This is a genomic window from Mesorhizobium sp. M1027 (genome assembly GCF_040318745.1).
In the GTDB taxonomy this organism is placed as follows: domain Bacteria; phylum Pseudomonadota; class Alphaproteobacteria; order Rhizobiales; family Rhizobiaceae; genus Mesorhizobium.
In genome coordinates, this window is the sequence record NZ_JAMYMW010000005.1 from 37,673 (window position 1) to 63,304 (window position 25,632).

14 protein-coding genes and 14 pseudogenes are annotated in these 25,632 nt (G+C 59.3%); 8 read left to right on the top strand and 20 right to left on the bottom strand.

What is annotated here, in order from left to right:
• Positions 1 to 25: 25 nt before the first annotated feature.
• The 5 genes and pseudogenes from NKH50_RS11115 to NKH50_RS28975 all read right to left on the bottom strand — a co-directional run.
• Entirely contained in the window at positions 26 to 1,258 is a 1,233-nt protein-coding gene (locus NKH50_RS11115; protein WP_352878645.1) for a hydantoinase/carbamoylase family amidase, read from the bottom strand.
• A 194-nt stretch (positions 1,259 to 1,452) separates the two neighbouring features.
• Positions 1,453 to 2,841 carry a M20/M25/M40 family metallo-hydrolase gene (locus tag NKH50_RS11120; RefSeq protein WP_352878648.1) on the bottom strand — a complete coding sequence of 463 codons (1,389 nt, stop codon included), beginning with the start codon at positions 2,839 to 2,841 and terminating at the stop codon, positions 1,453 to 1,455.
• Between the two features lie 179 nt (positions 2,842 to 3,020).
• Positions 3,021 to 4,064, bottom strand: a complete 1,044-nt coding sequence (locus NKH50_RS11125) for a GntG family PLP-dependent aldolase (RefSeq protein ID WP_352878651.1) — start codon at positions 4,062 to 4,064, stop codon at positions 3,021 to 3,023.
• A 410-nt stretch (positions 4,065 to 4,474) separates the two neighbouring features.
• Positions 4,475 to 5,155: pseudogene (locus NKH50_RS28970) on the bottom strand (transposase); the annotation flags it as partial.
• Positions 5,144 to 5,473, bottom strand: a pseudogene (locus NKH50_RS28975) (ATP-grasp domain-containing protein); the annotation flags it as partial. The pseudogenes NKH50_RS28970 and NKH50_RS28975, both read right to left, overlap by 12 nt.
• An 894-nt stretch (positions 5,474 to 6,367) precedes the next feature.
• Here NKH50_RS28975 and NKH50_RS11135 point away from each other — a divergent pair.
• Positions 6,368 to 7,741, top strand: a complete 1,374-nt coding sequence (locus tag NKH50_RS11135; protein ID WP_352878654.1) for a hypothetical protein — start codon at positions 6,368 to 6,370, stop codon at positions 7,739 to 7,741.
• Positions 7,742 to 7,792: 51 nt separating this feature from the next.
• Here NKH50_RS11135 and tnpC (NKH50_RS11140) read toward each other — a convergent pair.
• The 4 genes and pseudogenes from tnpC (NKH50_RS11140) to NKH50_RS11155 form a co-directional block, all read right to left on the bottom strand.
• Positions 7,793 to 8,905: pseudogene (tnpC, locus tag NKH50_RS11140) on the bottom strand (IS66 family transposase); the annotation flags it as partial.
• A 73-nt stretch (positions 8,906 to 8,978) separates the two neighbouring features.
• Positions 8,979 to 9,323, bottom strand: a complete 345-nt coding sequence (gene tnpB / locus NKH50_RS11145) for an IS66 family insertion sequence element accessory protein TnpB (protein ID WP_096453731.1) — start codon at positions 9,321 to 9,323, stop codon at positions 8,979 to 8,981.
• Complete coding sequence (locus NKH50_RS11150) at positions 9,320 to 9,700, bottom strand: transposase (protein WP_352671857.1); 381 nt, start codon at positions 9,698 to 9,700, stop codon at positions 9,320 to 9,322. Before NKH50_RS11150 ends, tnpB (NKH50_RS11145) begins: the two co-directional genes overlap by 4 nt.
• Before the next feature lie 66 nt (positions 9,701 to 9,766).
• Positions 9,767 to 11,143 (bottom strand): ISNCY family transposase, encoded by a 1,377-nt coding sequence (locus NKH50_RS11155; RefSeq protein ID WP_352878658.1) that lies wholly within the window; start codon positions 11,141 to 11,143, stop codon positions 9,767 to 9,769.
• 618 nt (positions 11,144 to 11,761) lie between these two features.
• Between NKH50_RS11155 and NKH50_RS11160 the strand changes: the two genes are divergently transcribed.
• A complete protein-coding gene (locus NKH50_RS11160; RefSeq protein WP_352879100.1) occupies positions 11,762 to 11,926 on the top strand; it encodes a transposase in 165 nt (54 codons plus the stop codon).
• Here NKH50_RS11160 and NKH50_RS11165 read toward each other — a convergent pair.
• Positions 11,916 to 12,131, bottom strand: a pseudogene (locus NKH50_RS11165) (transposase); the annotation flags it as partial. The gene NKH50_RS11160 and the pseudogene NKH50_RS11165 sit on opposite strands and share 11 nt — an antisense overlap.
• Before the next feature lie 252 nt (positions 12,132 to 12,383).
• Between NKH50_RS11165 and NKH50_RS11170 the strand changes: the two are divergent.
• Complete coding sequence (locus tag NKH50_RS11170) at positions 12,384 to 13,601, top strand: IS110 family RNA-guided transposase (RefSeq protein WP_352516397.1); 1,218 nt, start codon at positions 12,384 to 12,386, stop codon at positions 13,599 to 13,601.
• A 314-nt stretch (positions 13,602 to 13,915) separates the two neighbouring features.
• Here NKH50_RS11170 and NKH50_RS11175 read toward each other — a convergent pair.
• Together NKH50_RS11175 and NKH50_RS11180 are read right to left on the bottom strand one after the other, a co-directional pair.
• Positions 13,916 to 14,929: pseudogene (locus NKH50_RS11175) on the bottom strand (IS256 family transposase); the annotation flags it as partial.
• A 315-nt stretch (positions 14,930 to 15,244) separates the two neighbouring features.
• Positions 15,245 to 16,207: pseudogene (locus NKH50_RS11180) on the bottom strand (IS110 family RNA-guided transposase).
• A gap of 201 nt (positions 16,208 to 16,408) precedes the next feature.
• On the opposite strand from NKH50_RS11180, the pseudogene NKH50_RS11185 reads away from it, so the two are divergent.
• Together NKH50_RS11185 and NKH50_RS11190 are read left to right on the top strand one after the other, a co-directional pair.
• A pseudogene (locus NKH50_RS11185) lies at positions 16,409 to 16,465 on the top strand (hypothetical protein); the annotation flags it as partial.
• Positions 16,466 to 16,589: 124 nt separating this feature from the next.
• Positions 16,590 to 16,918: pseudogene (locus tag NKH50_RS11190) on the top strand (IS66 family transposase).
• Between the two features lie 3 nt (positions 16,919 to 16,921).
• Here the strand turns inward: NKH50_RS11190 and NKH50_RS11195 are convergent.
• On the bottom strand, positions 16,922 to 17,896 hold the full coding sequence (locus NKH50_RS11195; RefSeq protein ID WP_352878661.1) for a D-alanine--D-alanine ligase family protein: 975 nt from the start codon (positions 17,894 to 17,896) through the stop codon (positions 16,922 to 16,924).
• Positions 17,897 to 18,110: 214 nt separating this feature from the next.
• On the opposite strand from NKH50_RS11195, the gene NKH50_RS11200 reads away from it, so the two are divergent.
• Positions 18,111 to 18,425, top strand: coding sequence for a hypothetical protein (locus NKH50_RS11200; protein WP_352878664.1), 315 nt, complete (start codon positions 18,111 to 18,113; stop codon positions 18,423 to 18,425).
• A gap of 324 nt (positions 18,426 to 18,749) precedes the next feature.
• Here NKH50_RS11200 and NKH50_RS11205 read toward each other — a convergent pair whose 3' ends face one another.
• From NKH50_RS11205 to NKH50_RS11220, 4 genes and pseudogenes are all read right to left on the bottom strand, one after another.
• A complete protein-coding gene (locus tag NKH50_RS11205; RefSeq protein WP_352879102.1) occupies positions 18,750 to 19,043 on the bottom strand; it encodes an Lrp/AsnC family transcriptional regulator in 294 nt (97 codons plus the stop codon).
• A 30-nt stretch (positions 19,044 to 19,073) separates the two neighbouring features.
• Positions 19,074 to 19,205 (bottom strand): annotated as a pseudogene (locus tag NKH50_RS11210) (Lrp/AsnC family transcriptional regulator); the annotation flags it as partial.
• A gap of 876 nt (positions 19,206 to 20,081) precedes the next feature.
• Positions 20,082 to 20,498 (bottom strand): annotated as a pseudogene (locus NKH50_RS11215) (IS66 family transposase zinc-finger binding domain-containing protein); the annotation flags it as partial.
• A 125-nt stretch (positions 20,499 to 20,623) separates the two neighbouring features.
• Positions 20,624 to 21,715 carry a D-alanine--D-alanine ligase family protein gene (locus tag NKH50_RS11220; RefSeq protein WP_352878667.1) on the bottom strand — a complete coding sequence of 364 codons (1,092 nt, stop codon included), beginning with the start codon at positions 21,713 to 21,715 and terminating at the stop codon, positions 20,624 to 20,626.
• 227 nt (positions 21,716 to 21,942) lie between these two features.
• Here NKH50_RS11220 and NKH50_RS11225 point away from each other — a divergent pair.
• A pseudogene (locus NKH50_RS11225) lies at positions 21,943 to 22,212 on the top strand (IS21 family transposase); the annotation flags it as partial.
• An 83-nt stretch (positions 22,213 to 22,295) separates the two neighbouring features.
• Here the strand turns inward: NKH50_RS11225 and NKH50_RS11230 are convergent.
• A pseudogene (locus tag NKH50_RS11230) lies at positions 22,296 to 23,039 on the bottom strand (integrase core domain-containing protein).
• A 121-nt stretch (positions 23,040 to 23,160) separates the two neighbouring features.
• Here NKH50_RS11230 and NKH50_RS11235 point away from each other — a divergent pair.
• Positions 23,161 to 23,684 (top strand): annotated as a pseudogene (locus tag NKH50_RS11235) (transposase); the annotation flags it as partial.
• 77 nt (positions 23,685 to 23,761) lie between these two features.
• Here NKH50_RS11235 and tnpC (NKH50_RS11240) read toward each other — a convergent pair.
• Both tnpC (NKH50_RS11240) and tnpB (NKH50_RS11245) read right to left on the bottom strand, forming a co-directional pair.
• A pseudogene (gene tnpC / locus NKH50_RS11240) lies at positions 23,762 to 25,332 on the bottom strand (IS66 family transposase).
• A 54-nt stretch (positions 25,333 to 25,386) separates the two neighbouring features.
• Positions 25,387 to 25,581, bottom strand: coding sequence for an IS66 family insertion sequence element accessory protein TnpB (gene tnpB, locus NKH50_RS11245; RefSeq protein ID WP_352878670.1), 195 nt, complete (start codon positions 25,579 to 25,581; stop codon positions 25,387 to 25,389).
• Positions 25,582 to 25,632 lie beyond the last annotated feature (51 nt).

Sequence of the window (25,632 nt, forward strand, 5' to 3'; positions counted from 1 at the left end):
ATCGAGCTTGCTCAGATCGCAATCGTCAGGTGTGTTCGGCACGGAGGATGGACTCGGCCGCATCAGCCAGCACCTGGCAGCCGAGCACCAGATCATCGTCGTCTGTATTTTCGGTCCAATGGTGGCTGACACCGCCGATGCTTGGCACGAATAGCATCGCGGATCTCAGTTTGCAGGCCAGGACCTGTGCATCATGACTGGCCCCGCTTGGCATTCTCACATAAGCACCGGGGACGTGGCGCGCAGCCGCAGCCTCTATCGCAGCCTGAAAGGACGGATCCATGTGCCATGGTTTGCCAGTTGCGGTCCGCTCTAGCTCGACACGGCAGCCCGTCTTAGTGGCGGTCTCTTCAACTATTTCCCTTAGCACCGCATCCAGCCGCTCAAGCACCAACATCTCTGAATCCCGGAACTGGAACAGCATCTCTGCCTTCCCCGGAATTATGTTGGGGGCGCCCGGCGCCAGCGTCATCCGGCCTGTTGTCCAGACAGAACGCGGGCCGGCTACTTCAGGAAAGCGCTCGGCAACGGCCATGGCCAGCGTAGCTGCAGCGACGCCAGCATCTTTTCGGATAGCCATGCGCGTCGTACCGGCGTGGTTCTGGATGCCGTGGAAGGCGATTGAGTACTGCCAGATTCCTACGATACTGGTAACAACACCGATCCGCTTGCTCGAGGCTTCCAGCGCGTCGCCCTGTTCTATGTGTGCTTCCAGATAGCCGACGTAGCGTCCCGGCTCCACTAGAGATCGGGGAACGCCGGCTAGGCCAGCCCCACGGAGCGCCTCCCTAAGTGGCAGGCCGTGATCGACATTCACCGCGCAGTCGATCTCCGCTTCTTCTATGTCACCGACGAACGAACGACTTCCGAGCAACGGCACGTAATGACTTTCTTCATCCGCCCACGCGACTGGGGCGATGGGAAGACCGGTGCAGTCCGGCGTTTCCTCGAAGGCCCGGGCGATCTCGAGGCCGTAGATCACGCCAAGCGCTCCGTCGAGCCATCCGGCATGGTTCTGGGACTCTGCGTGCGACCCGATCAACAGTGATCGTCGTTCCGAGCGCGGCATGCCGAACACGTTGCCCACCCCGTCGATATGGGCCTGAAGATCTAAGGCTTCGTACTGCTGCGCAAGCCAGCGACGGCTGTCCATGTCTTCCTTCGAATAGGTTGGGCGATGAACACCGGTCCGGTACGCGCCGAATTGCGCAAAACGTCTAAGATCCGAGAGCAACCGCCCGGCGTTGATTTTTGGCATTGCTGCACCACCTTCCTGGATTGTCTGAATATAGTAAAATACTTTTTGGCTGAGTCTCCCCTTCGCACGGCAACTGCTTGTCCTCGGAACTAAACGATACTTGGCCCGCTGGCTCGCAGTTCTCGTGATGGGAATCCCTGCAGGTGAACCTTCCTGTCCCTCTAGTCTAACGGCCCCTCGATGCGGATCGCATTTCACCAGGCCTCGCGCTCAGAAAGTTGCAACAGACCAAGCTCGTACAAAAGCGCAGCGCCTGTGCGGATCCCGCTGTAGAAGCAGCTGAGTTCTAGATTTTCATTCGGCGCATGGTTTGCCTCATCAGCGTTCGCGTATGGCGTTTGGAAAGCAGGCATGCCGAGGATCTTGGTGAAGACATAGCAAGGAAGGCTGCCGAAGCCGGCGGGGACCAACAAAGGCTCCTCCCCTTGCGCAGCGACGAAAGCACGGCGTAGCGGCGCTGTGAAAGAGGAGGCAATGGGCGTCTTCGAGGGGCACATGCTCCCCTGCGCCACGAAGTCCACATCGGGCGCGTGTTTCTCCACATGGGCAGCTACTTTGCGAAGAATGTCTTTAGGATCCTGCGATTCTACGAGCCTTATGTCGCATTTTACAGAAGCTTCGCTGGGCAGGACGGTCTTACTGCCAGGCCCGCCATAGCCGCCATGGAAGCCATTGATCGTCAGTGTGGGCCGGAAGCAGAGACGCTCGTAGAAAGGCCTTTCCTTCGGCGCGTCAAGTCGCGCAAGATTGAGATTTCGCATTAATTCCGCGATGTCGAGCGGCAAGCGCTCGACCGCAGCCAGATCCTCCTTTGAAGGGGGTTCAATATCATCGTGGAAGCCGTCAATAGTGATTTCACCGTCGGCATTCCTCATGGTGCCGAGCAGGTGCACTAACGTCCATATCGGATTGGGCACGACGCCACCGAAGTTACCCGAATGCAAATCGCGGCTAGCATGGCGACAACGGAGCTCAAAGGTCACCTCGCCCCGCGAACCGAACTTGATTAGAGGTGCGCCACTCGCATGACGCGGGCCATCAGCAGTGACGACAAGATCAGCTTTTAGGATCTCCTTGTTGGCACGCGTGAAATCGGCAATGTGCGGGCTGCCGATCTCCTCTTCACCTTCCAACAATAAGATGACGTTGCACGGCAACGTGCCATGCCTCTTTAAATGAGACTCAATTGCCAAGATCTGTGCGAAATGCTGACCCTTGTTATCGCCAGCACCCCGAGCAAAAAGCCGACCATCTCGTATAGTGGGTTCAAATGGCGGCGAGAGCCACTTGTCAATCGGGTCAGGCGGCTGCACGTCGTAATGCCCGTAGAGCAGTACCGTCGGTTTACCCGGAGCTTTTTCCCACCGTGCCACAACAATGGGATGCCCCGATGTGGGCATCAGGCTGGCGTTAAGCCCTATGTCCGTCAGCATTTCGACCAGAAGGACGCCCACTTCATGGATACCTATATTCTCGGCACTGATGCTTGGATGACGGAGATAATCCATCAGACGTTCAAGAAAGTTCGTACGATTGTTATCGATATGTTCGAAAACTGCGTTCAATATTTCAGAAGAGGTCATGTCTTTGCTTTTAGTTAAAGTGAGAAGCTAGAGGATACAGGGAGTCGTTAGCTAGCAGGCGGCTGCTGCAACAACTGATTCGCCACCCGTACATTCCTATCCTCCCAATTGCTCTGGTTCCGTCGCGGGCGAGAGTGCCGCCATTTTTGGGCTGCGCAGACCTCGATGAAGCCCCGCGGTCATCGTGGCTCCGCCTGCAGAACCGATCGAATGGCGTTTGCGGTCGTATCGACATCGTGATCGCTGACGAGATGGTGGAGCACGGCGCGAACGACTCCTTCGCGGAGCGTTCCCATCCGCACGCCCCGCTGCGACAGTGCCGCCAGGAAGTCTGGGACCGACAGACCGTCCTGTTCAAGCCGAAAGAACACCATATTCGTGTCGATGACTGAGGGCTCGAGGCGGATGCCGGGAATGTCGCGGATTTTCGTCGCCAGCAACTGCGCGCGCCGGTGGTCTTCAATCAGCCGGTCCACCATGGTTTGAAGCGCCACGATAGCTGCACTGGCCATGAAGCCGGCTTGGCGAAGTCCGCCTCCCAAGAGCTTGCGATAGCGTCTCACCCGGTCGATGAAGGGCCGTGTTCCGCACACCATGGAGCCGAATGGAGCGGCGAGTCCTTTCGACAAGCTGAACATGATAGAGTCGAAGTCCTTCGCCATCTCCGCCGGCGTCCTCTTCGAGGCGATTGCCGCATTGAAGACGCGGGCGCCGTCGAGATGCAGTGGCAGGCCGTGCTTGTCGGCAAGCTCGCGCACTTCCTTGATATAGGACGCGGGCAGGACACGCCCGCCGCTTTGGCAGTGCGGATTCTCCAGCACGATGACGCCTGGCGGCGCACATTGGTAATCGCTCTTGTCGCGGATCGCCGAGCGCAGGTTATCCAGCGACAGCCGTCCGTCGGGTTCCGTCGGCACGGGGTGCAGGACGAGAGCCCCCACCACCGAAACGCTGCCAGCTTCGAAGTCGTAGAGATCGGAGCGATCACCGACGATCACCTCATGCCCACGCGGACAATGCGCGAGCAGCGCAGCAAGGTTCCCCTGGCATCCGCTCGATAGGAAAGCGGCGTCTTCCTTGCCGAGCATTTCTGCCGCCAATGCTTCCAGCCGATTAAGCGTCGGGTCTTCACCGTAACCGGCGTCACCCACTTCCGCGTCGAACATCGCCTGCCGCATCTCCTGGGTGGGGAGGGTTACGGTATCGCTGAGCAGATCTATCATTCTTCTCTCCCATAAGTGGCATTGGCGATCAATGTCGCACGACGGACCTTCGGCGCCGTTCCGCCTCTGTCCAGCGGCAGGTGAGGATCAACGGGAACGGCGCGAAGTACCCTCAAACCCATGCTGTCCCGTCGAGATACCGAAGATGGCAGTGGGCGGTGACCAACACTGCATCCGCACGCGCCATTGCCTCAAGTACCTTCTGCTGCGCCGCTCGTACTCTGATCTCGGGAAAGGGACGCCGGCCTGCAGGAATCGCTGAAAACGTCGCAGCCATACGCCATCCAAAATGGTCTCGACGAGATTATCGCCTTCAGGAAATATGATGCATAAGGGGAGGCAGGTTCGCGCCAAAATGCATCGCCTTTTGAAACGCCGACCGCATTAAGTGGTGTCGTTTGAAATGTCGTCAGCCGGTTGGATGTACGCCGGACCAGCCTCGTTTCGATCAGCAGACCCGAAGCATGTCTCAGGTTTCTGTAGAACCAACGTCCGATCGTGTCCCGCGGCGTGGTGTATTGGTGGCATTGGTCGCCCTTCTTGAAGTTGTCCGGCTCCTCAATGGCGGTCACGAACGAAGTCGCGGTGATCGCGCCGACACCGGGGATCGACATGAGAATCTGACACGCCAGGAGATTGCGGACATTCTTCTCGAACGTGCTTCCTTTGCCGGCGGGAACAAGCAGTCCGAATGTCTTCATGAGACCCCAGATCTGGTTTGGGAGTTCGGTCGTGATCCTGACCAGCCTGGTGCGTGCCGCAACGAGCGCGCGCGTCAGCATGCTGTCGAAGCCTTTCACCCCGCACCTCACGAAAGGACGCCCCACCTCCCCAAGATGCGCTAAACCATCCGCATCATTCGCGTCGGCTTTGTTCGCGGCCATGTCGAGCGCTGCTTTGGCATGGCGCGCATCGATGCAGATCGCGGGCAAGCCCTCTGCGCCGAGCGCGTGATAGAACCACACGGATAAGGGGCCGGTCTCGAACACCACACGTTTGGCCGATGGTGCGCGTTTCTGGATAAGATGGGCAATCAGCTTCGGATGGGAGGCGCACTTCCCGCGCCAGATGCGCTTGCCTTCACGTTGAACGAATTTGTCGCAGCACCGTTCAACGGATGCGGGGTTTGGCCCTGGTAGATCGAAATGCCGACAGAGTTTGCCAACTGGCGCATAGACCTCCTCCTCGGCGGCCGTCATGCCGGCAATGTCATATGTCGCACCCGGCCGGCAACATTCGCGGATTAGCGCGTCCCAATTATCCGTATCGACACCCATTACCTCGATGCCTTTCCGACGAGAGATAGTCATAATGCGCTGGATCAGCCGAGAGGGTAGTGAAAAGGCCAGATCTCTGGGCCGCTTGGACGTATAGCAGGCCAATACCCATGGATTGCCTTCAACCAGGATGAGCGCTCTTCTTGCTTGTTGAGCCTCCGTTGCATGCTATGCGAACCTCAGACCTTGTGTTGAAAGTACCATTGTCTGCGATTTGCGGCGTGAAGGTTCTGTAAATTCGTTCGAAGGTTTTGTTACAACGTTTTGATTTGCTGGCGGTCTGGCACAGAGCATCTCGACCACGTCGCCACGTCGGCAGAATGGCGGCTGGAAAGTGGTGCTTTCACGCACGAGCATTACAGGGGAGATGTCGTCCATATCTCGAAGGCTGCGGTTCGCCCTCTAGGCAGTCAACTGCGGTCAAGCGATAGCGCCGCAGGTGAACCAGGTTGCTAATCGATCATATGGACAGAAAACGCGGACGTGTCGGCTGACTTGAATCGCTTCATCTGTCGCTCCCGTCTGATCGAGCACTAGGCTCGTCTCGCGCGTGTCTTCAACGCCCGAGTCAAGCGTATGGTTATTCGCTTGACTCACGACGTGAATTCCATCGCCCTCAACGGCCCGAGCTCTGGTCCCCACTGGGTGAAATTCCCCGCGGCAGGTTTAAGCGGCTGACCCGGTTCGACCAGCGAAGAGAGGAGATCCTTCTCGATAGGTCGAGAGCTACAGTAACTTTTCCCCGCAGAGATGAACGGTAGAACAGTGCCATCGCGGTATCGCGGCAGCGTCAAGCCACCAGATCTGGCAGTTCCTGAAAAACGTCAACACACTATCTTCAAGCCCTGTCAGCGACCAACGGGCACAAAATCGCCCCGCCACACCACGCTGAACGAAGATGAGATGTGCCGCGCTCCGGCGGCCTGCTTACGGCTGACCGGATCGATCCCAGAGCTAAATTCGCACTGTGCCCATAATCTGTGGGGTCGTGCAAACTCCAATAAGCCCACTAGATAGGAACTGCCCATGACAATTGCGACGGTGCCTGCAGTCAGCGAAGCAGATGCGCGAATTGAACGCCGACTTCGCGAGCTCGCAACCTGCGATTCATCCTCGACCTGGGAGGCTCAAGACGAACTGTCCCGCGCGATTGCAGAGGCGGGCATGCACTTTGAGGGCGGGGCGTATCCCGTATGTCTCCGGCCCCTTGCGATAGACTGCTGTCTGGCAAATCACCTCAGTGCTACCGCTGAGGCTGTGGTCAAGCTTCTTGATGTCGCTGCTGAGCTGTATTGCGGCAATGAAGATGTACAAGACCTATTTCCTGCCTATAAACATTTGCGGCATTGGATCACTTGTCTTCCAAAACATCGTCCGATTGTAACAATATGCCGACTGGATGGCCTTTTCGGCAGCAATGGCCATTATAAGATAATCGAAACCAATACCGAATCGCCTGGCGGCGTTATTCAGAATGGCCTCGCCGCAAAAGTCTGGAGCCGTATACCCAACCCATTGACACATGGCCTGTCACTCGACGTGAGCAAGCAGCCTTTCGCGAAAGATCCGAACTGTTTTGTCCGGGAGCTGGTGTCTGCCTATTATGCTGCGACCGGCAGCGAACTCAAAAGTGCCGCTGTGATCAACTTTCGCGGTCGGTACACAAACGAAGTTGACTGGATTGTGAACGGTCTAAGAGACGCAGGCGCCAAGGCAGCGTTGCTAGATGCTAGCGCGATGAAGCGAACACCTCGTGGACTAGCCGGTCCGGACGGCCAACTCATCCAACTTGTTTACAATAAACTCGATCCCAGGGACGTCATTGAGGCCGGGGAATTAAGAGACTACTTAGACGCCTGCGCGGCTCAAGAGGTGGTTTCGATAAACCCGTGGATCTCCCAGTGGATATTATCTGACAAGGCCATCCTTGCTGTACTCAGCGATGATCGATTCAGCTCGAACTTCAACGCCGAGCAGATCGAGCTCATTGCACGCCACGTTCCATGGACCCGTCTTGTTAGAGCAGGGGTAACAACTGACCCCGAACGGCGTCGGATCGAGCTCATCGGCTACATCCGTGAGAACAAGGCCCATCTTGTTCTGAAGCCCTCTAATGCGACCCGTGGCGAGCATGTCTTGGTTGGGCGTCTCACATCCTCAGAGGTGTGGGAGGAACACATTGACCGGGCCGCCCACAATCCTTACGTTGTTCAAGAGTACGTCAGACCCGGAGAGGTTACAGCTCTGCACCCGCCAAGCCGGTCAATCAAGAAAATGGCGTATGGAATTGACTGTTATGTATTCGGTGGCCGCCTGGCAGGTTTTCAGTCGCGCGCAAGCTTCGATCCTGTGATGAACGTTGGGCGGAGCGGGATACTGCTACCGGTCGCTATTGACTAAAATTCGTCCTAGCTCACCAAGACGTTCCCTCGCGTGAAGGCTTGTCTGCGCCACCGTCTGCGAGGCAATAACGGAGGAGCCTGCGGCATGCAGTTCGTAGAACTTGTGCCGCACGTGCGACCAGCACGCCGCCAGCGTCACGCCGTCATTGCCCCGATCCGATCGGGCCAGCCGGTTATAGGCGGCGTATCCGTCGACCTGCAGGATGCCGCGATAGCCGTCCAGATGGCGGGCGACACATTCGCCGGCACGGCTGTCTTCGAAGCGGTAGGCGACGATGGGCGGTCCGCTGCCACCGAACGGCCGATCATCGCGGAGATAGGTCCAGAGGTAGGCCGTCTTGGCCTTGCCCGATCCTGGGGCCAGCGTTGGGAGCGTGGTCTCATCGGCAAAGACCCGCTCACCCTGCTTGATGCGGGTCAGTGCGTAATCGGCGAGCGGCTCGAGCTCGAAGCCGACCTTGCCCATCCACTGCGCCACCTGTGACCGGTCGATCTCGACCTGATCGCGGGCATAGATCGCTTCCTGCCGGTAGAGCGGCAGGCCATCGGCGTATTTGGACACGGCGATCTGCGCCAGAAGCGCTTCGGTCGGAATGCCGCTTTCGATGATGCGGGCGGGAGCGGCTGCCTGGATAACGCCGTCCCAGCCCTTGTAGGCATATTTGGGGCGACGCGTGACGATCACCCGGAACTTCGCCGGGGTGACATCGAGCCGTTCGGAGACGTCCTCGCCGATCAGGATCTTATCCAGCGCTTCGCAGCCAGCAGGCGTTTCGGGCTCGATGACCACCTCGACCCGTTCGAGATGGGCCGCAAAGCCTTTGCGAGGACGCGGCGCGCGCTTCGCTTTCGAGCCGCCCGCAGACTTCTCCATCTGCGCTTCGATGGCCGCCACGCCGGTTTCGATCTCCTCGAAGACCAGCGCATACTGTTCCTCGCTCAGCGCGCCGGTCCGCAACCTTTCGGAGCGGCTGCCGAAGCGCGCCCTCTCCAGCATCTTCACGACCGCCGTCAGGCGTGCGATCCGCTCATCAGCGCTCTTGTTGACCAACTCGAGATGGAGGTTGCGCTCCTCCAGAAGGGCGGCCTTTTGGGCCATGGCAATAACCATCGCCTTGAGCGCGTCAACGTCGTCCGGGAGCGCGAGTTCGGGTGCCGACATGGCCAAAATCAGAGCATATTCGCGGGCAATTTTCCCGCTTTTTCAGCTCCCTGATTCATCATGCCGCAGGGTTTTACCCAACCGATTGCGGCCGCCTGACGGTCTCCGTCCGAACCCGTTTCCAGTCCATTCCGTCAACCAGAGCCATGAGCTGAGCATGATTGAGCTGGACCCGGTGGTGGCCGATCCGCGGCCAGCAGAATTTCGCGTCGTCCAGTCGCTTGGCATAAAGACACACGCCGCTGCCGTCCCACCAGACGATCTTGATCCTGTCCGCTCTTTTGGCGCGGAAGACATAAAGCGCGCCGTTGAACGGATCCGAGCCGGCATCGCGCACCAGTGCCAGTAGGCCGTCGGGACCTTTTCTAAAATCGACGGGATGACTGGCGACCAACACCTTCACGCCGGCCGGGATCATGCCTGGCGAACCGCCCGGATGATCCGCACCAGCTGCTCCTCATTGATATCGGCACCGGCGCGAATGACCACGCCACCCAGCTCGATCTCCACCGACGCAGACGCTGTCGGCGTGACCTCGACAAAGCCAAGCCGAGCCGCATCTCGCTGCCGCCTGACCGCACCGCTCTTGATCGCCTTGCGCCGCCAGCCGAACAGCTGCGAGCTCGCCAGTCCAGCCTGGCGCGCGATCGCCGACACGTTCGCCCCTGGCTTCAGGGACTCTTCAACCAGCCGTGCCTTCGCTTCCGCCGACCAGCGCCGCCGCGGACGCTGCGGACTTGCGTCCAGCCGGTTCGCAACCGCCTCAAGGATATGGAAGCTCCTATCATCAGGCATAGGCGCAGACATAGAAATTGACACTGCAAGCTCCTCAGCTCCTTCAGTGTCACTATCTCTCGCTCATCACCTCAAGCCGCGCCAGATAGGGTCGGCTTGGCGCTTACGTTTGAGACGTGCGAAGAGGACGAGATTGTAGGCCACGACAGAGGACCAGACGTAGCTCTTGAAGTGATCAAGGCCGCGCCAGGTGCAGCGCGCCAAGCCATAAGCGCGCTTGAGGCATGAGATGTCGGCCTCGATGCCGGCACGGAAGTTGCGCAGCTTGCGGTAAACCCAATTGCTTCTAACCATGTCCTCGATCCTGAGGCCGGCTTTCTTGTGGAATGCCATGTCGCGAACGCCCAAGGTCTTGGCTGTAGCCAGATTGTCGCGACTGGCAAAGCCGCCGTCGGCCGCCGCCTGCCGCGGCGCGTGACCATAGAAGGCGATGTGGCGTTCCAGCATCGGCAGCAATCGATCGCTGTCGCGCGGATTGCCCGCCTCGATCACCAGATCGAGGATCATGCCGCTCCTGCCGGTGGTCAGGTTCAGTTTGTGGCCGTATTCGGTGTCGCGGCTGCCTTTGACGATGATATCGGCATGGGGCTCGAACAACAGGCTGACCAGCTTGTCGCCGGCCGGCACTTGCTCGCCGGCCAGCACTCGCCGCTCACTCTGTGCGATGATTTGCTCGATCAGCGGCCGATAGTGACAGAGTTGGGCCTGCCAGAGTTCGACGAGCGGAGTGCTCGCCATGGCCAATCGTTCCGTCGCCTGCTTCAGATAGGCCAAGGTCGCGCAGGCGATCGCGATCAGTTCACGGTAGAGTTGGACGCGGTCGGGTCGGCCGCGTGTGAACTGGATCTTGCGGGCGCGCTTCTTGGCCGCGCGGCAATGATCGCGCCATTCCAGGCCGGCGCCACCGGCCAAGGCATCAGCCTGCTTCAATAGGCGCACCATGACCCGCACAGCGTCCCACAGCAGGCTGCTGTCGCTCGGGTCGTGCATGAGTGCCGAGGTCACAGTGCTGTCCAGCCGCACGACCGCACCATCTTCCAGTTTTGCCTGGCGGGCATTCGACAGCAGCGCCCGATTGATCTCTTCCCAGGTCTCGGGCCGGATCGCGCTGATCGTCTTTTGCAGCACCGACTTCCGCGGGCTCCAGGACCACGGCAGGCGGGCAAAGGCCCGGAACGATGCCGAGTCCTCCAGATGAAATGCCAGCTCCTGATAGGTCAACTGCCGGTATTGCTTGAGACGCGCGCAACGCAAGACCGCTTCAGCAGGTAGGCCTTGCCGTCCGGTGGCCCTGACGCCGTGCCGACCCAAATCTCGCGCCACCAAGCCAAGCAGATCGCGGCGCTCGTCCAGCCAGTGCGACATCGCCTTCAGTTCGTGGCCGATCTCGTGCGCGGCGAAAAGATCGAATATGCTGGCTTGGACGGTGCGTTCTTGTCGCATTGTCGGCTCCGGCGGTTGCAGATTGTGCTTTGGAATCAGTGGCATGAAACCAAAGTGTACCTGAAACCGCCGGGCCTTGCCTTCGCAAAATCACGATTAAAGCAATAAGATCAATGGTTTGGCGTTTATGGACGGAAACTAGTCTAGAGAGTGATAATTCACTAGTTCTCATTGATATCCTTCGCCTTCAATGAGTCGCTGGAGGCCGAACTGATGTCGAAGACTCTGGCATACCCATCATCAGTCCAGAGTTTCGGCAGGTAGAGCGCCCGGTGCCACGACTCGTGCAGCATCTTCAAATGCCACTAGTACACTAGTACTTGATCTGGCGCCGTTGCTCCCGTGAGATGGCGAGGCGGACGGTCAGGTGGATGGTCCGGATGCCCGAATAAGTGCCAAGCTGGCCGCATCTGGCACGGCTTCAGGTGATGAGCGAGAGATAGTGACACTGAACCGGGGAGCCGAGGAGCTTGCAGTGTCAATTTCTATATCTGCGCCTATGCCTGATGAAGAAGTTTCCATGTCCTTGAGGCGGTCCCGAACAGGCTGGAGGCAAGCCCGCAGCGTCCGCGGCGGCGCTGGTCGGCGGAAGCGAAGTCGCGGCTGATCGAGGCGATACTGAAGCCGGGCGCGAATGTATCGGCCATCGCCAGACAAGCGGGGATGGCGCCAGCCCAATTGTTCGACTGGCGGAGCAAGGCGATGAAGAGCGGTGCGATCACGCCGCAGCGAGATGGAACTGTCGGGAATTCTGTGCGCGAGGCCGGTTTCGTCATTGGCTGACGAACCTTTCGCCGAAGACGACGGCGAACTGGGTCTTGGCCTCGAACCATTCGCGCGGCGGTCGTTTCCATTCCTCGGCCGCGTGGTTCAGCACCAAATATAGCAGCTTCATGGCCGCATCGTCACTGGGGAAGTGTCCCCGGGTGCGGACGGCGCGGCGCAGCTTGGAGTTCAGCGCCTCTATGGCGTTCGTAACCGGTATGATCATGACGGTGCCATCCGATCCCCGCTGGAGATGAGCGATTTTCGGCGTATGGTGCGACCATCCGGGACAGGGGCACCGGGAGCACGCCAAGTGCGGGCAGGCCGATGTATTCGATGAGCTGCGAGCTCGCGTTAGTAGCTGGCCGCCCCTGCGACCTGCCCGGTTGCGCCGAGAGCGCGGATCCGTAGGTGTCGCGTCGCCCGCCGGCTCCCGATTGTTGAGGAGAGGGAGCCGATGAGACGTGTGATTGGAATGGACATCCACCGCACCTTTGCGGAGGTGGTGGTTTGGGAAGACGGCCGGCTGCGCCATCACGGACGGGTCGACATGACCCGCTCGGGACTGGAAGGGTTCGGCCGCAGTTTGCGACGGACTGATGAGGTTGTCGTCGAGGCTACGGGCAACGCCATGGCGGTGGTGCGGGTTCTGTCGCCCTATGTCGGCCGGGTGATTGTCGCCAACCCGATGCAGGTGAAGGCGATCGCTCATGCCAGGATCAAGACCGACAAGATCGATGCCGGCGTTCTGGCGCAGCTCCATGCCAGCGGCTTTCTGCCGGAGGTCTGGGTACCTGACGAGCGGACCGAGCGGCTTCGCCGCCTCGTCGCGCGGCGCAACCAGGTAGTTCGGCATCGCACGCGCGTGAAGAACGAGGTGCATGGCATCCTGCAGGCGCACCTAGTGCCGAAGTGCCCGCATGCCGATCTGTTCAACAATCGCGGTCGCGCCTGGCTCGAGCGGCAGGTGCTTCCCGATGACGAGCGGGCCGCTATCGCCCGCCACATCCGCGAGATCGATCGCCTGGCCGAGGATCTGGCCGACCTCGATCGCGACATCGCCCGGGAAGCGATTGATGATGTGCAAGTCCGGCGGCTTCAGACGATCACCGGCGTCAATGCCATCGTCGCGAGCGGTATCATCGCCGCCGTCGGCGATATCCGGCGGTTTCGCGAACCGCAGAAGCTGGTGAGCTACTTCGGCCTCAATCCGCGTGTGCGCCAATCCGGTCTTGGCTTGGCGCAATATGGCCGGATCAGCAAACATGGTCGTTCCCATGCCCGCGCCATGCTGGTCGAGGCCGCCTGGGCGACGGCGAAGGCGCCCGGACCGCTCAGGGCCTTCTTCCTACGCATCCGTAACAAGCGCGGCCATCAGGTCGCAGCCGTGGCACTCGCCCGCAAGCTCGCCGTGTTGATCTGGCATCTGCTGACAAAGGAGCAGGACTACTTCTGGGCTCGCCCGGCGCTGGTGGCGGCAAAGCAGAGGCAGCTCGCTCTCAAGGCCGGCGCGCCGGGCGAGCGCGGTGTCGGTCGCCGCGGTTCGGCTTACGCCTACAACGTGAAGGAGTTGCGAAACAGCGAGAAAGCCGCGGCCGAGAATGCCGAACGTGCCTACGAGCTAATGGTTCGGCATTGGCGGTCACGCGGGCCGAAGCGGCGCACGGACGCCACAAACGAGGAACGACTATAACGGCTGCGTGGCGGCACTCTCATCCTCTCGCACCACTCTTTGCCACGTGGTCGTCCGTGCCGGACAAATATAGCACAAGGAAATCTGGCGGCACGACCGACGCCCTCGGTCCGCTCCAGAATGGCGCCGTGCTCGACGCCGTCAAGGCGTGGCCTGGAAACCTCGCAGCCGGCCGTGGCGCCATCGCACCGGCCAGCCTTGACTGCGTCTCGACACGCTCGCGTGGGAAATCCTGTGGGCCGGGACGAAGAAACAGGCTCACCTGAGCCGAACAAAGAAACGCAACAGGAATCGAAAAAGTCGAAATCAGGGTTGTCGATGTCATCCGTGGTGTAGATGATCCGCCGCACGCTTTCGGGATAGGCAAAGAATGGGACGACGTGCTGCCAATTGCGCCGCCAGCTTTGGGTGATCGCCGGATACCGCTGCCCCCAGTAGCTGGCTTCGAAGTCCTCAAGAGCCTTCATGCCGGCTTCGGCGTCCTTGGCCCGGTAGATCGCGCGCAGCGCCGGCACGACGGACTTGCGGTCCTTCCAGGACACGAACTCCAGGGAATGACGGATCAGGTGCACGATGCAGGTCTGGACGACAGTCTGGGGAAAGACGGCGTTGATCGCCTCGGGGAAGCCCTTGAGGCCGTCGACGACGGCGATCAGGACGTCGGCGACGCCACGGCTCTTCAACTCGTTCATGACGCGCAGCCAGAACTTGGCGCCCTCGGTCTGCTCGATCCAGATGCCGAGAATCTCCTTCGTGCCGTCCGGCAGGATGCCGAGCGCGATGTAGACGGCCTTGTTCCTGACGAAGCCCTCGTCCCTGATCTTGACCCGTATGGCATCGAAGAAGACGAGCGGATATACCGCGTCCAGCGGCCGGTTCTGCCACTCGGCCACTTCCTCCAGGACCGCATCGGTAACCGCCGAGATCAGGTCCGGCGACACGTCGATGCCGTAGAGCTCCTCCAGATGGCCGCGGATCTCGCGCACTGTCATGCCGCGCGCGTACATGGAGATGATCTTGTCATCGAAATCGGGAAAACGGCGCTGGTATTTGGCGATCAGCTTCGGATCGAAGGTCCCGGCCCGGTCGCGCGGGATCGACAGCGTCATCTTTGACGTGCCCGTCAGCACCGACTTCCGCGAATGGCCGTTGCGGCGATTGACGCTGCCGTCGGTGCGTTCGTCCTCAAGGTGCTCGTCGAGTTCAACGTTCAGAATCCGTTCCGAAAGCGCCTTCTTCAGGTCGTCGAGCAATCCGTCCTTGGCAAACACCTCATTCGGATCGCGGCCGGCAAGCAGTTGGTCCAGAAGTTCCTTCTCAATAGCCATGCGATGATTCTCTCCTTTCCATCATCATGGCCTCGCGCACAGAATTCCCGACAGTCCCCAGCGAGATGCATCTATGGACGGCCTCCTTTCTGCAAGTGCGTTTTGGTGATCTGACAAGCTATCGGTTGCAGCTATCTATTCAGTCTTTGATGCAGCCGTTTGCTGCTGACCTCGATGAGATTCGCGGATTGACACCCCATTACGTTGACGGGCATGATTGCCCAATAGGTCCAACGAGTTTGGTCGATCCCGTCCGACCGGGATGACATCACACTTCAACGCCCTCGCATTGCCGAAACTGAGCAACGACGTCCTTTAGATCGCTGCGCGGTAACTCTGCCTGGTCGTCATCACTGCCCAGGCTATCCGAGCGGTCTTGTTTGCCAGCGCGACGGTTGCGACGTTGAAATGCCGCCGCGCTAGTAGGCCTGTAACCCAAGCTCCCTTAACCCGTCCGCTTCGAACGTTGTGAACGGTGGCTCGGGCGCCGTGAATGAGCAACTTCCGGACATAGCTGTCGCCTCGTTTGCTGATGCCGCCGAGCTTCTCCTTCCCGGCGGTGGAATGTTGTTGGGCACGAGACCCAACCCAGGCCGCGAAATGTCGGCCCGAGGAGAATACCGCGGATCATCGACGGCGGCCAAAAGGGCTATCGATGCGAATGGACCAATGGTGAGAACGCTCATCAGGCGGCGGCAGGTTTGGTTCTCCTTCGCCATACCCAGAGTCTGATCATTGAAAACCGCAATCTTTTGCTCAGTATCGCGGATATGACGGACGAGGCTCTGGAGCGCGTCGCGGGCAACCGCCGAGATGCGATCATCGAGGGCGACCAGGTCCATCAGTTCCCGGGCCTTGGCAGTTCCCTTGGGCCGAACGATGCCAAACTCTGACAGATGGCCACGCAACGCATTCACCGTACCGGTTCTTTGCCGGATCAGCAACTCGCGAACGCCATGCACCATCAGCATGCTCTGCTGTTCCACCGTCTTGAGCGGGACAAATCGCATCCCGGCCGCTGCTGGACAGCCCCACAACAGGCTTCGGCGTCAGCGGCGTCGTGCTTGTTTGTCTTCACATAGGGCCGGACATAGCGCGCCGGCATCTAGCGCGGCGCATGCCCGAGCTTGGCCAATTCCCGCGCCCAGTGATGCGCGCCGCCACACGCTTCAAAGGCCCACCGTGCAAGGTGGAAGATTGGCGAAAAAGGTGAGAACCTTGCTGCGAGTCAATTTGCAACGGAGGATGACTTGCCCATACCTCGTCGACCCCATGCACTTGGAACCAGCTCTTCTATGTGTCGAGCCCTATCGTAACGACTGTCATGATCATCTCCTCATTTCTCCCCTTCGGCATCATCGGCTCAGCGGTGGGAGGTCGTCCATCTCATTATGTCCGCGATGATCGGCCCTTTGGCGGCAGCAGCCCCTTGCCGTCTACCGCTTCGAAGACAGCCGTGCCGGCGAATGTGTCGCCCTCCGTCTGGACGGCTATCGCGGCATCCTGCAGGTCGAGGGATACGCCGCCTATTACCGGCTGGCCCGATCCGATCGGGCAATGATGGCGTGGTGCTGGCGGCGTGCTTTCGCACGTGCCGCGCAATTTCTAGGAACTGCATGCCGCAGGCTCCTCCGTTATCGCCTCGCAGACGGTGGCGCAGATGGCCCCGCTGTGGGCCGCCGAGGAGGCCGTGCGCGGCCAGAACCCGGTAGCTCGGATAGCTGCGCGTCAGGAGAAATCCACCGCCGTCGTTGCCGCTCTCTTTGCGCTCTGGGAAAGGAGCTGCCGAAGCTGTCGGGAAAATCGAAGGACGATCCGCTATGCGCTCGGCCGGCGTGCGCGCTGGAGTGCTTCCTCACCGACGGCCGCATCGAAATCGACGCCAACACCGTCGAGCGCGCCATCCGGCCACAGACAATTACCCGAAGAATAGCTTCTTCGCTGGCAGCGACGGCGGACGGACATGGGCCACCATCGCCACGCTGCTGACGTTCAGTGCGCCAGGAATGATTTGGTAATGCCGGTTCCGAAATACCGCGTGTGGGCGACATCGAGGATACGATTAACCAAGCTCGAGCTGGTCTTTCCGAGCCCCGGCATGGAGTTGATCTCCAGGACAAATGGCCGGCCGGAGCGATCGATCCGAAGGTCGACGCGAGCATAGTCCCGGCAGTGGCAGGCGCGGAAGGTCGCGACCGAAATATCCTGTAGCTCCCTCGCAAGATTACTCCCGATTTGCGCCGGGCAAACACTCGGCACCGCCGCTGCCGCCGTGCACTTCACTTCCCAAGTCAAAAGACGGTTTTCGCGGTCGCCGAAGTCGTACTCCACCAGGGGCAACGCCTCGAATTCCGCGTTTCCCAGCAGCTGGACATGGATTTCTCGCCCGTCAATGTATTCTTCGACGAGCGCATCCTGCGCATAATGCGTGACGATCCCTTCCACGGTCTGCCTCAGCTGAGCGGGCTCATCTACGAACTGCAATCCACGGCTGGTCGATCCATAACGCGGCTTAACTACCAATGGGAATCGCAGGTCGCCGGTACTCTCAGTGCCGCTACGCATTACGCGAAAGTTCGGCGTCGGCACGCCTCCATTGCGGATGAGTATCTTGGTGATGACCTTGTCCGTCGCCAGCCCGTGCCCGAGCGGGCTCGATCCGGTGTACGGAACGCCGGCCATCTCGAGCATGGCCGGAATGTGGCTGCAAGGGCATTCGCCCTGAATTCCGTACGTCCTGTTGAAGACGATTCCCGAGGGGCGGGCTTGTCGATCGGCTGGCATGAACCGCTCGAGCGTAGCGAGCAATTCTTTATCTCCTTCGCACAGCAGCGTCTCGTGGCCGCCCTCTTGCAGGGCCGCCATGACCATTTCGACCGTCTCCCGGTCGTCGACCCGTGGACGGGGCTGACCGAACTGATTGATTACGCCCGTATAATCATTGTTCCACACGACAGCTACCCGCATGAGCTACTCCCTTGATGTTTGCCCGCTAGCCCATTCATTCCAGCGAGCTCTAGCCGTGCCAATGCAATCGGTGTGCCGGATTTGCGAGCACAAAGAGAAAACCACGCATTTCGTGCTGCCGACGGAGTAGGTGCTTTCAGCGTCATGTTGTCGGCCCTTACGGGATGTGTGCAGATTCTCCGCACCTGGCACTGCGGTGACGGCCGGCCCACCGATGAACAGCGAACACTGCACGCCTTTGTACACGGTGTACGGGTCAGCAACATGGCCGTGCTACGGCCCGGGCGTGTCATTCATCCTTAAGGAACGCAGTCACAAGCCCCCTGCGGATTCGTCGAGCAGCGTTATGGCGTCATGGATGCATGGCATTGGGTTTTGCGACGCCTATCCGGCCATCCTGTATCCGGAAAACCTCATCCCGGGAGCGTTCAACTATGTGCTCGAGTCTGATGGGCGCGAATGTGTGAAGCTGGAAGAGCAGCTGATCACTGACAGCGGAGTTGAAAATATGACAAAACGTCCGTTTTGACCCGGCGTTGATGAGCTGGGCGCAGGGGAATCGCGGATCGTCCGTGCTTGGCGGTTACCATTGCAAAGGTTTGCATCGCCCTTCGCAACAAGTGGCATTCTGCTATTGCTCCACAAGCGAGACGGCGCAGCCACGCGCTCCCTCTGCCACTCCGCGCATCCCTCGAGCTTGGGCGCAAGCATAGGGTCGAGCCGCGGGTCACCCTCCGGAAGAGCCGGATGCGGGAAATCCGCCCGCCCGGATCTGTGCCGGATCTGTGGGGGGTCCCGAACGGCTGCGCTACTCGACTCCGACCGTGAAGGCTTCGGCGCAACCCGCCCAATGCTACACCGTAACCCGCGGCTCGAACTTGACACGATCAAGCGCGATCATGCTCCGAAATTTTCGGACATTGGGATTAGTATAGAGCTTCGTCTTGACGAAAACGTCGAAGGCCTCGACGTCCTCGACAGCCACGATCAGGACGAAATCGGCATCGCCTGTCACCATATAGCACTGGGTAATCTCCTTGGCCGCTCGCATTGCGCGCTTGAAATCGTCGACCAGGTCCAGACGTTCACGGTCGAGCTCTACGGTCACGACAACAGTCAGTGATTTGCCAAGAGCCTTCGGGTCCACGAGCGCTATATCCGCAACAATTACGCCATCCAGACGCAACTTGTTCACTCGACGCATGCATGAGGCAGCCGAAGAACCGACAAGCTCCGCGAGTTCGGCAAAGGGGAGCCGATTGTTCTTCTGTAGCGCAGTAAGGATCCTTCGGTCTAGGTCGTCCAACATCGATGCCACTATTTTCGCTTGAGAACTTTAACATTCGCATGGATTTTCGCAACATTCATTGCAATTAGGGGCGACAATTGAAACAAACGGGGCGCTTTTGGGCCGGCAGGTGACCGAACGCGCGCCCATTCCGGATAACTCCAGTCGGTCCGAGGTGGGTCAAAGCTGATGACTTTTCAAAACCGCACGGCTTAGTCATTCGAATTTCGGCAACCGACGCATTTTTGAGCGAACCTCAGAGTTCGAAGATGGCGGCATCGAGACGATCCGCTTCGAGTGGCTCGTCAATGATCGTGGAACCTGGACCGCTATCTTTCGCGCCAGGAAGGGTACATTTTTGACTTGATGAGGGCATGACGGGTAGCGGCCGAGTTCGCCGGGGTTCCTCAGATGCAAAGGCTTTGAATAGGAGGAACGCGGGCTCTCGTCACCGAAGAGCCCATGAGCGCTGGCCCGCGGTCCGGACAGCCTTAATCTGACGGCAGCGGAACACCGCGTTGGTCCACGATATCGTCAACCGGGGCCTGCCAGGCGGGGGATCGTCGAGAGCTGCGCCGCATGCGACCAAGAAGCTTTAGCCGAGGATTACCCAAGGGGGCTAAGAAGCCGAGCGCCACTGTAGCGTCAGCATCCGGAGGTGCTACCGCCATAAGGCACCGGGCCGGCGGACGTGACACGGCGACGGCTGAAGGTACCAGCGATCGCACCGACGAAGATGGGCAAGATGAACGCGGGCAAGTTCGATGAAGTCTGCTACAGCGTGCCCACCAGATCGGAAGTCAGGACTGTTGCTGACGGCAACAGTCAGCGGCAGCCAGCCAAGGGAGGGTCGGGTTCCTTAACGTAAGCATCCGGTCGGGCCGGTAGGACCCGCGGCAGAACCTGGGCCTCAATCAGGTCATGGAGCGGCTGCAGCACCGTCGCACACAGGCGCCGAACCTGGTGGGCTAATGTCGGGACACAAAGATGGATGCCTTCGCGGGTGTAGCTGACTTTGGCGGTTAAGCGGCTGAGGCTGGCCGAACTTCTCGAACAGGGTCATCGCCAGCAGGTTCGGTCCGGCAAGTCAGTGCGGCGTCACCTGGAAGAGGGCCGGCTGCTGCTTTATCCTCTCGCATTGCCGGCACGAGAACTTCTCGCGCACGGTCTGAATGACCTTCCACCGCCGCGCGATCACCTCCAGCGTCTCGGCAATATCCTCGCCCAGCTTCGACAACTTGGAGAGCCGCAGCACGGGCAGCTCTCGGGTGCGGCAATTACGATCCGCTCACGCGGCAGGTTCTCCGGGACGCCTTGCCGCCTTGCTCGACAACAAGCTGGATGACGTGCCCTTCAAAGTCTTCGCCATCCAGCTCGACAACGAGCTACACGAAAGCAGCATATATGCCATTTTATCCACTCAACCAAGCGCTCCGCTCCTAATATCTAATACGATGGTCCTTCCTTTTAAATTGGCTCGACTTGGACAATAAGAAAGATATTAAGTCTATAACGGTCATACCGTGGCTTTCAAGCATTGTTGGAAAAATATTTCCCCTGCCGAGCCCCGGAATATAATTGCATTCCAGAAACCAAATCCCCGCAGAATCGTCAACTCTAAAATCAAATCGAGCAATATTGTAAAGGTCAATAGAAGTTGCTATGCGTGAGACGATCGACTTTATTCTATTCGAAATTGTATCACCGCAGTCCACTATCTTCAGCCTGACCAAGTCGCCGGAACATTTTTCATTTCGGCCGAAGAATCTCCTCTCCGTTTCAATTTTGATAACCGGAAGCACCGTTACACCTAAGGAATCTATCATGCAACCGCAAGAATATTCCGACCCAGGAATAAACTCCTGCAATAAGGCGGAACTATCGTACTCAAGTATAGCATGGAGAAGTGCGACTATGTCCGGCTCAGATAGGGCAGTATCTTGAAATAAATCAGTGAACAAGGATGACCCAAGCGAGTTTGGCTTCACCACAATTGGGCCCTGTAGTGACTTCGCGATCTGCATTTCATCAATCATATTTTGCGATTTTATTAGCCTTGTCCTTGGCACTTTCACGACTTCATTGGGCAATAGCGAGGAAACGAACGATGACATTGCGTACTTATTCATGGTCAACGATGCAACGTATGGGTCGCCGAACGTACCTCGTAAACCTAAAAGCGCCGCAAGTGTCTGTACTCCTCCGTCTTCGCCAAATTGTCCGTGCAACAAATTCACCACGTACTCTTTGCGCGATTGAATCTCATCGAGCGCGCAGATTAATGTGCGTCCGCGACGGGCGCCTGTATCGGAGATGTAGGCACGCATATCGGAACTAGTTAAAGCACTGTGGACTTGAATTGTGCGAACAAGGCAATCTTCTTGGCTAAGATGATATAGATGCTTCACAGAGAATGGTCGTTCTGCATCGGGAATGGTTAGGTAAGACGAGATAATATGCTCTAATGATGAGATAGACGAATCGGACTCCGTCGAGATCCCGCCAAATATAAACGAAACTTCAGGCAGCATTTCCTGTCTTTCTCAGTTGACGACAGGAAGCAAGATATATTAATTTTCATTTTTCGAGAGCTGCTAACTTTGGTGGCTTGACACATGGGCTGGAGCCAATTGTTGTGGATCAGGGTGTCCGGGAGCGCGCGTTTGATTTTTGCTGACGTTTCGCGATCGACGTGACGGTCGGTTCTCGGGAGCGCCGTTCTGGCATTTTGCTCTCATCATCGGGTTGAGAGGGGGCCATGCCAAGACAGAAGCAAACGAGACGAACGAGCGTGAAGGACACACGAACGATCCTGCGCCTTTCGGTGCTGTGATGTCGGAACGGCTGAAGATCAGACTTCGGTTTTGACCCTTCTGTTACGGACACGCGACGCTGGCGTCTCGGGCTGGCCGCTGCCAACGGGTCTGTGAGAACGACGCATCGCTTGAGCGGCGTCTGTTTCGCCGGGGTTGGCCGTCCACCGCAGGATCTGGACGAGCCCGATTGGGCGATGATCTCGCGCGAGCTGATGGCGCATGCGTCCTGACCCGCTCGCCTTTGGGCGCTTAGGCAGTGCGTGTGGTGGACCGGCGCTGGTCGAAGTCCCATCGTTTAGCTGTTTAGTCCCGGCATTTGCTGGAGCGGGTTGAGCGAAAACCGTTCCGGCTGGGAAAGCCACGCCTTGCAGATGAACTCATAGGGTGTGAGGCCTTTGAGGGTCTTGAGCCTGCGGCCGAAATTGTAGGCGGTGACGAAGTCGGCGAGATGGCGACGGAGCTGTCGTGGCTCTCGTGGTAGAAGCGCTTGACCGTCGCATCCTTGATGGTTCGGTTCATCCTCTCGACCTGGCCATTGGTCCATGGATGTTTGGCCTTGGTCGTGCGGTGCTCGATGTCGTTCGTGGCGCAGGCGTATTCGAAGGCATGTGCCCGGAAGAGTTCGCCGTTTGCGATGGCTTCCCTGATCAGCGGCACGGCCGAGCCGCTTCGCCGGCTTGTCGCCCTCGACATCCGGCAATCGGCCGATGCCGTGACGCTGCAGGCAGCGGTGCAGAGAGGATCGCGTCAGGTGCGGGATTGTCGGCTGCAACGCATAGAGACAATCGTCCAACGGTAGCAGCGTATAGCGTCGGAAGGCGACGATGACCGCCTCTTCCTCCACGGAAAGCACGGTCGATCTCGGCTCCTTCGGGCCAGTCGGAACGTCCGCGACCGAAGCCCGCTTCTTCCACTTTGCGACCGTCTTCTGGTTGATCCCGTAGCGCTTGGCCAGCGCCCTCAGGCTCGCTTGACTATGTTGTATCGCTCGACGGATCGCCTCTGTCGTCGTGGCGCTCCCGTGCAGAACCTGGCCCATAGCGCATCCTTTGATTCGGACGACAAGGATGCTCCATCAAAGATCCCATGACCGGTGGTGGATAGCGACCTGCGCTCTGGCAGAGTGGGGTTGCTGACCAACAACTCTGTGGAGGCCAATCATGCGTGTTGTAGCCGATCGATCTGCGGCGCCTGCCGCTATCCGCACCGATCTTGGCGCGATCTTCATTTCTTTGGAACTCAGTAAATCGACCTGGTTGATCACTTCGCTGTCGCCGGGCAGTGGGGAGAAGATGTCGAAACATGCGGTACGCGGCGGCGACTGCTGGCACGCTTTGCCCAGCTTCAGGACAAGGCACAGGCGCGCGCCGGCCGGCACTTTGCGCTTGTGGTCATTCAGGAGGCGGGTCTCGACGGCTTCTGGATCCATCGAATCCTGGAAGCCGAGGGAATCGAAAGCCATGTCGTCGACGCCGCCTCGATTGCCACGTCGCGCCGGCGGCGTCGTGCCAAGACCGACAAGATCGATGGTGAGGCGTTGGTGCGTGCGCTGCTCGCCTACAAACGAGGCGAGCCGCGCGTGTGCGCGATGGTTAGGGTACCGAGCGTCAAGGAGGAGGACCATCGGCGCATCGGCCGTGAACGCAAGGTTCTGGTTGGTGAGCGGACCTGCCATGTCAACCGTAAGCGCTATTTTCGCTGCACGTTGACGCGGGCGCTTTCGACGGATGGCCTTCGAATCGGGAACGGTATCTGGTCTGATCAGGCTGCTGTTGCTTTGGCGAAGTTGAAGGGCAGCAGATCCTCGATGGCTGCGTTCTCGGGGCGCTGAGGTAGTTCAGTGAGGACGTGGCGCAGCCAGGCTAACGGCTCGACGCCACAGGCGCGGCAGGTCAACATCAGGCTGTAGATGACGGCGCTGGCCCTGGCTCCGTCGACGGTATCGCTGAACAGCCAACTTTTCCGGCCAGTGGCAAAGATTCTGATGTCACGCTCGAGAAGATTATTGTCGATCGGCATGCTGCCGTCCTCGGTGTAACGCGTCAGATATCCCCATTGGTTCAGGGTGTAGGAGACGGCGTCGCCGAGCTTGCTGTCCGGCAAGACTTTTGGGGCGATGTCGTCGAGCCATGCCTTGAGAGCCTGGAGGATGGGGACACTATGTTGCTGGCGGAAGCGGCGAATGCAGTCATCCCGCGTTTCGCCGTCATCGGGGATTTCGTTCCGCGCCTGCCTTTCAACCCGATAGAGCTGTTCGAAGAACCGGAGCGCCTGTTCCGGCGGGCCGCCGCCTTTCTTCCTCGCCTTTAGGGCATCGACGAAGCGCCGCCTCGAATGGGCCATGCATCCAAGATGCGTTGCTCCTTCCAGCGTGCGCCAGGCGGAATAGCCGTCGCTCATCACGATGCCGCGGTAATCGCCCAAGAAGGTCTGCGGGTGTATCTGGCCGCGACCCGGCTGATAATCGAGCAGCACGATCGGCTCGTCACTGTCGTGGCCGCTCCGGTATGCCCACATGTACGAGGTGCTGGCGGCCGCTCTGTCCATTTCCTTCAGCACCTGGACCGTGGTCTCGTCACCATGGATGAGGGGCTGCGATCTGAGCCGCAGCTTCAGCGCGCCATAGATGCGGGAGAGATGCTTTTCGCTCGAGCCGATCACCCAGTGGCCCAGAGCGCCACGGCTGACAGGAACACCCGCGCGCTCGAAGGCCTGCGCCAGGCGGTAGAGCGGTGTGCCGTCGACGTATTTGTGAACGAGCGCGAAGGCGAGCGTCGAAGCCGTGGCGATGCTGCCCGGCAAGGGTTGCGCGGGCATCGGCGCGGTCACGACCGGCGTGTTGATGCCGGTACGCTCACAATGGCGGCAAGCATATTTGAACCGCACATTCTGCAGAACCTTCGCCTTCACCTCGATATGAAGTTGCTCGGTAACGGCCTCGCCCATGCGATGCATCTGGTGACGGCAGCAGGGACAAGCCTTCTGGTCGTCGGGAAGGTCATACTCGACGCGCTCGCGCGGCAGGTTTCCGGCAAGGCCTTGCGGCCGCGCTTCTTTCCCGTCGCCCCTTCGGTCGCCGGAAAGCCCGTGTTCGGCAGGGCAACGACATCGCCATCTTCGCTGTCGGCGGCGTCCTCATCCGCGGCCTGTTCGGCTTCATTGAAGAGGCGGTCAATGTGTTTTTCACTGCGCGGCGCAAAACGATGCAGTCGTGCAAGCGCCAGCTCTTCCTCGAGTTTGACGACGCGTTCGGTGAGTTGACGGTTCTGCGCCTGCAGCGCAGCAATACGCGCCATCAACGCTTCAACAGTCGGTTCGCCGGGTCGATTCATCAGATTCTTGAATCGAAAGCATGCCGCCGCGTCAACCGCTCAATTCGAGAGCCCTCAACCGGCAACCTGATATTGCCGCACCGGATGGCGGACCATCGCATCGATGTCGATGCCATCGAGGATCCAGTGCAATTGCTCGGTCGTAAGCGTGACCACCGCTGCCTCCCGGCGCGGCCACCGGAACTTGTCCTCGGTCAGCCGCTTCAGGACCAGCACAAAGCCCGGATCTGCGCCTGCGACACTGCTCATTCAATCTGACTCTTGCTCATGTTTTATTAGGCGCTCGGAGACAGGCTAATA